Annotated in this window: 1 protein-coding gene and 1 pseudogene; both read left to right on the forward strand. The window is 65.3% G+C overall.

The window, feature by feature from the left end; translation table 11 throughout:
* Positions 1–202: pseudogene (locus C41B8_RS20770) on the forward strand (IS21 family transposase); the annotation flags it as partial.
* Complete coding sequence (gene istB / locus C41B8_RS19175) at positions 199–975, forward strand: IS21-like element helper ATPase IstB (protein WP_037342032.1); 777 nt, start codon at positions 199–201, stop codon at positions 973–975. The pseudogene C41B8_RS20770 and the gene istB, both read left to right, overlap by 4 nt.
* The last annotated feature ends 78 nt before the right edge of the window (positions 976–1053 follow it).

The following is a 1053-nucleotide window of genomic DNA, read 5'->3' on the forward strand; positions in this document are numbered from 1 at the left end:
GGCGCACCAGCGCATCCATGGCACCACGGGCGACAAGCCCGCGGTGCGCCTGGCCGGGGAACGGCATGCGCTGCGCCCGCTGCCGGCCGATACGGCGGTACCCGCCGCCGTCGTGCCGGCGCCCAGCGGCCGCGTGCTCCCGCACGAGAGCCTGCAGCATCCGCTATCGGTCTACCAGGCGCTGCTGGAGGTCTCGGCATGAATCTTCAGCATGAGCGGATCCGTGCGCTGTGCCAGGACCTCAAGCTGGAGCGGATCGAGGCCGAGTGGCCGCACCAGGCACAGCAGGCCGCCGGCCAAGACGCCAGTTTTGCCGATTTCCTCGAGCAGTTGTTGATCGCCGAGCGCGATGCCCGGACCGAACGCAGTCGCCAGACCCTACTGAAGATGGCGAGTCTGCCGGCGGTCAAGACACTTGAGCAGTACGACTTCGGCTTCGCCTCGGGCGCGCCCCGGGCCCAGCTGCAGGAACTGGCGGCCCTGACGTTCATCGAGCGCGCCGAAAACATCGTGCTGCTCGGTCCCAGCGGCGTCGGCAAGAGTCACCTGGCGATCGCGCTGGCCTACCGAGCGCTGATGCACGGTATCAAGACGCGCTTCGTGACCGCCGCCGACCTCATGCTGCAGCTGCGCGCCGCCCAGCGCCAGGAACGGCTCAAGCAGTACTTCAATCGGGTCGTGATGGGACCGAAGCTGCTGGTAATCGATGAGATCGGCTATCTGCCGTTCGGGCGCGAAGAGGCGAATCTGTTCTTCAACGTCGTGGCCCGGCGCTACGAGCGGGCGAGCATGATCCTGACCTCGAACTTGGCCTTCACGCAGTGGGCCGGCGCGTTCGCCGGCGATCAGACGTTAACCGCGGCCATGCTCGATCGCCTGCTGCACCACGCCCACATCGTGCAGATCAGCGGTGAGAGCTATCGACTCAGAAACAAAAGCAAGGCCGGTGTGAAGCCAACCGCTTCAGCCGTATAACCCAACGGGCCCGGAGGGGGTCAATTTTCAATCGGCGTTTCAAGACCAAAAGGGGTCACTTTTCAGTCGGCGTTGACA

Origin of the sequence: Salinisphaera hydrothermalis C41B8, assembly GCF_000732535.1 — a bacterium.
Classification (GTDB): domain Bacteria; phylum Pseudomonadota; class Gammaproteobacteria; order Nevskiales; family Salinisphaeraceae; genus Salinisphaera; species Salinisphaera hydrothermalis.